Origin of the sequence: [Clostridium] ultunense DSM 10521 (genome assembly GCF_000511955.1) — a bacterium.
GTDB classification, from domain to species: Bacteria; Bacillota; Clostridia; order Tissierellales; family Tepidimicrobiaceae; genus Schnuerera; species Schnuerera ultunensis.
The window spans coordinates 278099-287227 of the sequence record NZ_AZSU01000006.1 but is presented as its reverse complement, the minus strand read 5'-3'; the positions used below and the strand labels follow the sequence as shown (position 1 = coordinate 287227).

General features: G+C 32.2%; 9 protein-coding genes. 4 read left to right on the top strand and 5 right to left on the bottom strand.

Features of this window, described 5'->3' with window-relative positions:
• A partial coding sequence (locus CUL_RS0114465; RefSeq protein ID WP_025642369.1) for an IS256 family transposase occupies positions 1–396 on the bottom strand: 396 nt, incomplete at its 3' end.
• A 617-nt stretch (positions 397–1013) separates the two neighbouring features.
• Between CUL_RS0114465 and CUL_RS0114460 the strand changes: the two genes are divergently transcribed.
• From CUL_RS0114460 to CUL_RS0114445, 3 genes are all read left to right on the top strand, one after another.
• Positions 1014–2291, top strand: coding sequence for an IS110 family RNA-guided transposase (locus CUL_RS0114460; protein WP_025642368.1), 1278 nt, complete (start codon positions 1014–1016; stop codon positions 2289–2291).
• 750 nt (positions 2292–3041) lie between these two features.
• On the top strand, positions 3042–4277 hold the full coding sequence (locus CUL_RS0114450) for an aminopeptidase (protein ID WP_025642366.1): 1236 nt from the start codon (positions 3042–3044) through the stop codon (positions 4275–4277).
• Positions 4278–4372: 95 nt separating this feature from the next.
• Positions 4373–5734: an alkaline phosphatase gene (locus CUL_RS0114445; protein WP_005587338.1), complete on the top strand. Its 1362-nt coding sequence runs from the start codon at positions 4373–4375 to the stop codon at positions 5732–5734.
• 269 nt (positions 5735–6003) lie between these two features.
• Here the strand turns inward: CUL_RS0114445 and CUL_RS0114440 are convergent, their stop codons facing one another.
• The 4 genes from CUL_RS0114440 to CUL_RS0114425 all read right to left on the bottom strand — a co-directional run bounded on the left by CUL_RS0114440 (position 6004) and on the right by CUL_RS0114425 (position 8169).
• Positions 6004–6492, bottom strand: a complete 489-nt coding sequence (locus CUL_RS0114440; protein WP_005587337.1) for an ECF transporter S component — start codon at positions 6490–6492, stop codon at positions 6004–6006.
• A 189-nt stretch (positions 6493–6681) separates the two neighbouring features.
• Entirely contained in the window at positions 6682–7095 is a 414-nt protein-coding gene (locus tag CUL_RS0114435) for a bacteriohemerythrin (protein ID WP_005587336.1), read from the bottom strand.
• Between the two features lie 33 nt (positions 7096–7128).
• On the bottom strand, positions 7129–7455 hold the full coding sequence (locus CUL_RS0114430; protein WP_005587335.1) for a P-II family nitrogen regulator: 327 nt from the start codon (positions 7453–7455) through the stop codon (positions 7129–7131).
• A gap of 12 nt (positions 7456–7467) precedes the next feature.
• A complete protein-coding gene (locus tag CUL_RS0114425) occupies positions 7468–8169 on the bottom strand; it encodes a DUF1538 domain-containing protein (RefSeq protein WP_005587334.1) in 702 nt (233 codons plus the stop codon).
• A gap of 192 nt (positions 8170–8361) precedes the next feature.
• Between CUL_RS0114425 and CUL_RS0114420 the strand changes: the two genes are divergently transcribed.
• Positions 8362–9039: a hypothetical protein gene (locus tag CUL_RS0114420; protein ID WP_005587333.1), complete on the top strand. Its 678-nt coding sequence runs from the start codon at positions 8362–8364 to the stop codon at positions 9037–9039.
• The last annotated feature ends 90 nt before the right edge of the window (positions 9040–9129 follow it).

The following is a 9129-nucleotide window of genomic DNA, read 5'->3' as shown; positions in this document are numbered from 1 at the left end:
TCCATAGAGATCCTTTACCTGGTCATGAATATCCCTAGTTGACATTCCTCTTGCATAAAGGGATATTATTTGTTCTTCTATACCTGATATATCCCTTGTATGTTTTGGAACTACTACTGGTTCAAATTCGCCATTTCTATCTCTTGGTATATCTAACTCAATTTCTCCAAAACGAGTGCTTACAGTCTTTTTCGTAGTACCATTTCTACGATTATCTGTATTTTTGTTCTTTTTATCTCCTTTTACATATCCTAATTCTACCTCTAATTCTGCCTCTAACATCTCTTGTAGTGCATCTTTAAACATTTCTTTAAGATATGTGTGGAGATCATTTACTGTTTTTAAATCTCCATCTACTATCATATTTCTTAAAACTTCCTTTGGTAAAGTTGCCATAAAAAATTCTCCTTTCTAGTTTTGGTCTTATTTAGATTCTTGCCAGAAAAGAGAATTTTATTTCCTAAAAGCACAAATTATTTTACACTACCAGCTTATTTAAAATATAAATTATAGATCGTTACATTGTATAAATACAGGATTAGTATTCTAATATTATTTACAAAATTATTTTTTAATTGTTTTCCAACAATTACTTGACACTATCAAGTTTCATCTGCTAATTGATTTAATCTTTCATTTTGTTTATAATTCATAGTGAATCCTCCTCGTATACTATGTTTAGAAAGACTTTTTACTGGGTCTTTTAAACATAGTTTTATATTTTAATACAATTTTTAATTGAGATATCCTAATGCTATAATTAAACTAAGGATAATTAGCGAAGGATAATTCTGCTCCTCCTTGCAAAACCTTATGGTTATTGCCCATTAAGCATGCTTCCTGACTTAGTCATCATAATCTTCCAACTCAGATGCTGCATCTCTTTGACTAGACCAACAGCAAGGTAATTTTCAAAGATGAATGCTAATAGTGCGAGGTTGAAGTTAGTGACTAAGATTAGGATATCTCTTTTACTAATTGTTCTCCAACTACCTATGAAAGGCGGTGATAATATGAAGAACAATATTTTATCAACTTTATTTGTTGGTATTGATGTTAGTTCTAAGACCAACGTCTTATGTGCTCTAGATTTTCAAGGTAATAAACTTCTTAATCTAAAGGCTTCGAATAACAATCCTGGTGCTGAATATATGGCAAAGAGCATCTTGGAATGTTTAAATTCTAATAGCCTTAAATATGCTGTTATTGCCTTAGAATCTACATCTATTTATAGTATTCATGTAGCTAATTTCCTATCTTCACATGATGATTTAGCTTTATTTGAACCTAAGATATATTGTCTTAACCCTAAAACTATTGCCAATTACAGAAAGTCTTTTGTAGATATGAATAAAACTGATCCTTTGGATGCATATATCATTGCCGACTTTGCTATATGTGAAAGAATTAAGTCTTCCCCTTGGCGTGGTTCTCAGTTTCTTGCTTTGCAAAGGCTTACCCGCCATAGGCTCCATTTAGTTGAGTGTATTACACGTGAAAAAACTTATATGGTTTCTAATATTTATCTAAAGTTTAGTCAGCTAGCAGTCCTTGAAAAAGATGATAAGCCCTTTTCAAATAATTATGGTACTACCTCTGCAGCTGTATTAACTGAATTCTTATCTTTAGACGATATTACCTATTCTTCAATCGAAGATTTAGTAGATTTCGTTAAAGAAAAAGGTAAGAACCGATTTAGTGATCCACAAGAAACAGCTAAACTATTGCAAAAGGCTGCTAGGGACTCTTACCGATTAGATAAAGTATTATATGAGCCTTTAAATGTATCAATAGCTTCTTCCTTTAACCTTATTAAAGCTTTTGAAAATGAGGTTAAGACTATTGATAAAGCTATTGAAAAGAATATTAAAGGTATTAATACTACAGAATACCAATCTTTAAGATCCATTCCAGGTATTGGTCCAGTATTAGCTAGTGGTATTTTATCCGAAATTGGATCTATCGGTGCTTTTAATTCCCATAATGCTTTAGCTAAATATGCAGGCTTAACCTGGAGAGTCAACCAATCTGGAGATTACACCTCTGATGATACTAATATGACTAAAACAGGCAATAAGTATCTCAGGTACTATTTAATTGAAGCTGCCAACAGTGTTAAAAACAATTCAACTGAATACAATGAATATTACAATAAAAAGTTTGGTGAGGTGACTATCCACCAGCATAAACGAGCATTCGCACTTACATCTCGTAAATTAGTACGCTTGATTTTTGGATTGCTGACTAAAAATCAAATCTACTCCAGCGATAAAGTTGGAAAGATTCAATAAAACATCTCCAATTCTCGAACCTATTTTTTGTTGAAATCATAGGTTCTATTAAGGTTATCCCTTTTTAAGCGTTTCTTTTCTTTTCCTTAAAAATTACCTCTTGACATATTACCAGATTGCTTTAAATTAAGAAATTGTTTTCTCCCAATTACAACTATATCTTAATTTATTTGTGAGGATTTTCTATTTTTAATGTATCACAGGAAGCTCGTATAATAAAGTCATAGTTTAAAAACTATATTTTCATTTCTATCCCACTATTCTTGTGAGATAATAATTGTACAGATAGAGATCGTAGTTCACCTCCTTCTATATAAAGCTGTATAGTTATATCTTTTAATGTATCTTTAACATATTTAACATTAGTATAGCTTATCAATTCTGAATTGTCAATGTTTTCTGAAATTCCATTTTGCATTTATTTTTTTATCTGTTTAATATATAATATAAATGTATATAGAATAACTAAAAGGATTTGAAATATGTATCTTTATCATATGATAAGCTCTAGTCTACCTATAAGGATTTAATAGCCTTAAAATTAAATTTTGGGGCTATTTTTTTATATAGGTAGTATCCTATTCTCACTTATTTGTTTCCACAATAATTCCAAAACTCCTTCCTTTTCTCCAAAGTTTAAATAAACCTTGTTAAATTATTTTACTAATTTCTCCTTAGCCATTTACAAGCATTTCCATATCATATAAACTATATTTAAGTACATAATAACTAAAAATGCGAGGTGATATTTTGGAAAATCTTGAAAAAACACTGGATGGATATGCAAAACTATGTGTGGAAGTAGGTATTAACCTTCAAAAAGGGCAACCATTAGTTATTAATTCTCCAATTGAAGGATTGGAGTTTGTAAGACTAGTAGCTAAACACGCTTATGCATTAGGGGCTAAACAAGTCCATGTTAACTGGAATGATGAAGCTCTAACTAAGATGAAATATGAAAATGCCCCTATGGAAGTCTTTGAGAACTTTCCTAAATGGTACGCCGATGGTTTAGAAGAATTTGCTGAAGATGGAGCAGGTTTTCTGTCCATATATTCAGAAGACCCTGAGTTACTCAAAGAAATAGACCCTAAAAAAATTGCTGCTCATAACAAATCTTCCTCCATGACTCTAAAGGAATTTAGAAAGTATACCATGAACGATATTAATGCTTGGTGTGTAGTATCTATTCCAACTAAAGGCTGGGCAAAAAGGGTTTTTTCTCATGTTTCAGAGGATGAAGCCATGAAAAAACTTTGGGAAGCAATATTTAAAGCTACTCGTATGGATTTAGAGAATCCAGTAAAATCTTGGGAAGATCATCTTAAGAATCTGGAAGAAAAGGTTAAATTTTTAAACGAAAAGAGATTTAAAAAACTATATTATAGATCCTCCAATGGTACAGATTTAGAAGTAGAACTACCTGAAGGCCATATATGGGCTGGTGGTGGAGGTAAAAACTCTAAAGGAGTTTATTTTGTAGCGAATATGCCTACGGAAGAAGTATTTACTATGCCTTTAAAAACTGGCGTAAATGGGGTAGTTTACAGTACAAAACCATTGAACTATGGTGGAAATCTAATCGATAATTTCAAATTGACTTTTAAAAATGGAAAAGTAGTGGATTTTGAAGCAGAACAAGGGTATGAAGTATTGAAGGATTTATTAGCTTTAGATGAGGGAGCCAAACACTTAGGTGAAGTGGCATTAGTTCCTTATGATTCTCCCATATCCCAATCAAATATTATATTCTTAAATACCCTATTTGATGAAAATGCATCCTGTCATTTTGCTTTAGGTAAGGCTTACCCAACCAATATTGAAGGTGGAGAAAAGATGACAGATGAAGAACTAGAAAAAGCAGGAGTTAACGATTCTTTAACCCATGTAGACTTTATGGTAGGGTCAAAAGATTTAAGCATAATTGGTAAAACCAAGGGTGGGGAAAAGATTCAAATATTTGAAAATGGGAATTGGGCCTTTTAGGTATATTAATTTACCAAATCTTAACTTTAATTTAATTTAGATTTAATAACCCTCCTTTATAATCAGGGTAACAACAATTAAAAGGAGGGTTTTTAATGATTAATTCAAAAAACAGGCTATTAAGTTTAATTTTAAGTTTGGTAATCTTACTATCACCATTTTTTCAAACTAACAATTTTGTAATAGCAAAAGATGTTAGTGGAAATAGTACTAAACCGGTAAAAAACATAATTTTACTTATTGGAGATGGAATGGGAACTTCCCATGTTACTTTAGGTAGAATTGTTAAAGGTAGTAATCTGCACATGGATTTAATGCCTGTCAATTCTACTATGTCTACTCATCCAGCTTTTCAAGCAGAAAAATGGGTTACAGATTCTGCTGCCGCAGGTACAGCTCTTGCCACAGGGAGTAAAACTTACAATGGTTATATAAGTGTAGATACAAATAAAAAACCTCTTGAAACTATCTTAGAAAAATCACAAAAACAAGGTAAATCTGTAGGTTTGGTTACTACTACAAGAATTACTCATGCTACACCAGCTGTATTTGCTTCCCATATCTCAGATAGAGATGCTGAAAATCAAATAGCAGAACAAATGATTTCAAAGGGAGTTAACGTATTACTAGGTGGTGGAAGGAGACAATTCTTACCTTCATCCCAAAGTGGAAAAAGAGATGATAACAAAGATCTTATCGATGAAGCAAAAAAATTAGGATATCAGTATATTGAAACTAGGCAAGAATTAAATAAAGCTAAAAGTGGGAAAATATTAGGATTGTTTAATATGACTCATATGGATTATGAGATAGATAGAGATAAATATAAAGAACCAAGTCTCGCAGAAATGACCACTAAAGCGATCAGCTTATTAAGCAAAGAAGATAAAGGGTTTTTCTTAATGGTAGAAGGCGGAAGAATAGACCATGCTTCTCATGCAAATGACCCGGCGACTACAGCTCTAGATGTAATTGCTTTTGATGATGCTGTTAAAGTAGCATTAGATTTTGCCAAAAATGATAAAGATACTCTAGTTATAGTAACAGCAGACCATGAAACAGGTGGACTTGCAATAGGTGGATATGGAATATATGATTTCAAACCTGAAGAATTTAAAAAACAAAAAATTTCTTTAGAAAAATTATCAAATATATTAGATGAAAACAATTATGAAAAAGAAATTAAAGAAAAACTTGGAATTCCTCTTACCTTAGAAGAGAGTAACAAAATCAAGAAATCCCTAAAAGAAAAATCTATAGAACCGATTCTAAATATTCTTAATAAAAATTCCATTACTGGTTGGGCTTCTACTGCTCATACTGCTACCGATGTCCCTTTAATGGCTTACGGCCCAGGCTCTGAGAGGTTCTCAGTTCATATGGATAATACAGATGTTAACAAAATAATGGTTCAATTATTTGGATTTATGAAAAAAACTTTAAAGAAAGTATCTTAAAATAAAGTTACAATATTAAAAGATACTATTGAAATAGTAATATTTATAAATAAATCCATTGCATTAATAAATAGAGAAGAAGCTAAAGCGATGTAACTGAGCCCTTTTCAATAATACTTATGTACCTTTATGATTTATCGCTTAAAACTTAGGTTTAAATATTGATTGTGATAAGAATGATGATAAGACATTGATAAAGATGACAAGAATGAGGATCTAAACTCAGAGAATTAGCATTAAAAGCGACTAAGATAAAACCTAGTCGCTTTTTAATTTAATGCCTTAGTCCTTTTCAATGCAGTATACAACACTACAGAAGTTACCGCTCCTAATAATCCTTGCATAATATTGCCTGGGATAGAAGCTATGGCTCCTTTCCCATACATAAATATTTCAGGTACAAAGTATCCAAAAGCCATAAATATTCCAGCTATTGATGTTGCAATTATAGGTTTTCTTTTCCCTATTTTTGTTTCTAATAAACTTCCCGCTATATATCCTTCCAGTCCCTTTACTATAAGGGTAATAGGTGCATAATGAGAATATCCTAATAGTAAATCTGCTAAGGATGATCCAAGTCCACCTACAATAAACCCTCCTTTTTTCCCTAGCATAAGAGCTGCTAAAAACACCACCATATCTCCTAGGTTTAAATATCCATTAGTCCCAATAGTAGGAATGTGTACGACCATAGTCATAACTACTGTCAATGCCATGAGTATAGCATACCTTATCAATAGTTTTAGATTATTATTCATTATACAAAAGACCTCCTTCTAACATTATACTATGTATCGGTACGGAGCGCATTTAAAATTTAATTGTATCTATATTAATCATAACACTTTAGTTACGCTTATGCAATGGTTTTATTTAAAAAAATCCAGACTGGATTTGCCTACTAACTACATCCAGCCTGGATTTGTGTTTTCATACTAAATATAATTTTAATATACACCTTTATCATTTAGAAATTCTTTATATTCCATATCCGTCTTTAATATATGATTTTCAATCCAATTTGCAATAAATATTATTAAGTCCATTCCTATTTTTTTCTGCATTTCGTCTATTTCCTCTTCGTCTATAGATCTAACTTTAGTTATAAATGAATCATGTTGCCTCTTATGTTGTTCAAATTTAGGATATCCATTGTCCACCATCACTTTTTCTTCGAAACTAAAATGATAAACAGCATAATCCATTAGACTATGTAATACTTCAACTATTTCATCATATCTATCTACTCCATCCTTAATTGAGACAATTTCATAAAGGGAATTGCCTATTTTAAATAATTCTTTATGTTGTTCATCTATGCTTTCAATATTTACGCTGAAATTGTCCTTCCATTTAAACACTAACTCCACCTCCCATAAATGAGAACAGTTTATCTATTTTTCAAATTTTTTTCTATGGTGTAACCCAACTAAATTGTATACAGGTAGGGTAAATATTATGCCTGTTCCCGGTTCTTTAAGTCTCCCCGTTTCAATAATTATATCATATATCGGTTTATATTTATTCTCTTCGCAGAGTACAATAATAATTTCCTTTGAAGCCTCAATATGGATATTTAGGAATCTCATAACTTCACTTTCTCCCGTACCTCTCCCATAGAGAATAGTAGCACCTTTAGCCCCGACTTTTTTTGCCTTATCCACTATTTTATCAGCTTTTCCCCGTTCAACAATTGCAACTATACATTTAACTTCATCCACGAATATCCCTCCCTATATTTTAGTTAATATACCTAATGTCAACACAGAAATCATCGCCCCTATAGATGTAAGCCCAACGATTCCAAACCCAGATAAAAGTGGGTCTGCACTTTCAACGACCTTAGCCAATCCTATAGCTAAAGCCATATTAAGGGGAATGTTTACAGGACCGGTAGTGGCACTAGCTGAATCCATTGCAATCGATACAAATTCTTCTGGTGCAAAAAAGGATAGTCCAATTATTAGCACAAGTAAAGGTACTATTATCTTTATATAGGATACTCCATTTAATATCTTAAATATACCAATACCCATACCAGTTCCAAACCCAATTGCAACAGCATGTATCAATACTCTATGGGGTATAGCTCCTATAGATATTTCCTCAACCTCTAATGCTAAAGCCTTTAAAGCCGGCTCAACTAGTGTTCCAAAATAACCTATAATAAAAGCCACAACTACTATGACCCATTTCCTTTCCAAGACCACCAAATTATTACCCACTGAATCTCCTAAGGGAAAAAGACTCATAGAAACCCCTTTTAAGAAAAAGTGTAATCCAAATACACTAAGTAAAAAGCCAACGCCAAATTCTTTCAGGTTCTCGATTGGTTTTCTCAATATTACTATTTGAAAAAATGCAAGTATGGCCGTTAATGGCAAAATACTTCTTAAAGTTTCCCATAGAGCATTTAATCCTTCTAATCCTCGCATGTATTAGGCCTCCTTCATAGTCTATATGTGTAATAATATTATTATACTATAGTCATACTACTTATTAAAGGTTTTAGGGCATTTGTTTTTATTTAAGTTTATATTTTAGGAATAAAGGTTTGGTTTAATATTTCTAGGGTAAATATAGGTGTAAAACATTTCTTGAAAAGCTATTTAGTTAGGAGGTGTCTAATGGAAAGATATATTCCTGAAGTAAAATCCCAATTGAGATCTAGAATAATAGAAGTTCCTCAAGCCATATATAAGGCTACTGGCATAAAAATATTAGGTACCCGGATTAAATCCTTATTATTTTCTACCGATGTGGCTATTATTAAAAATACAAATGCCAATTCTATAATTGCTGTCTATCCTTTTACCCCTCAACTCTCTATAACTCAGGCCATTTTAGAGGTAGCTCCTGTACCTGTGTTCGTAGGAGTAGGAGGAGGCCTTACTACAGGCAAAAGGTCTGTAGACATTGCTCTTCAGGCAGAATTAATGGGAGCCTACGGAGTAGTTGTTAATGCGCCTACTGCTCCTGAGGTTATTAGCAAAATGTATAATAGGATTGATATTCCCATAATTGCTACCGTTGTATCTGAATGCGATAACTATAAAGCTAAATTAGATGCCGGTGCACGAATCTTGAATGTATCTGGCGGAGCTAAAACGGCTCAGATTGTAAGGAAAATTCGTGACGAATATGGAAAGGAACTGCCTATTATTGCGACAGGAGGTCCAACAGAAAAGAGTATACTGACTACTATAGAAGCAGGAGCTAATTCTATTACTTATACTCCCCCTTGTACTGCAGATATATTTGCAGAAGTAATGAATAAATATCGAGAGGATAAAGAACAAAAATAAAGCCTAAAAAGGCTTTATTTTTGTTCTTATCGCCTTTCAGGCGCATACTTTAATTCTTCAACATATTTTGTACCAAAGAAATCCTTAGTA

Coding starts and splice junctions, on each gene's coding strand:
- CUL_RS0114460 (WP_025642368.1), top strand. CDS start 1,014: ATGAAGAACAATATTTTATCAACTTTATTTGTTGGTATTGATGTTAGT.
- CUL_RS0114445 (WP_005587338.1), top strand. CDS start 4,373: ATGATTAATTCAAAAAACAGGCTATTAAGTTTAATTTTAAGTTTGGTA.
- CUL_RS0114440 (WP_005587337.1), bottom strand. CDS start 6,492: ATGAATAATAATCTAAAACTATTGATAAGGTATGCTATACTCATGGCA.
- CUL_RS0114425 (WP_005587334.1), bottom strand. CDS start 8,169: ATGCGAGGATTAGAAGGATTAAATGCTCTATGGGAAACTTTAAGAAGT.
- CUL_RS0114420 (WP_005587333.1), top strand. CDS start 8,362: ATGGAAAGATATATTCCTGAAGTAAAATCCCAATTGAGATCTAGAATA.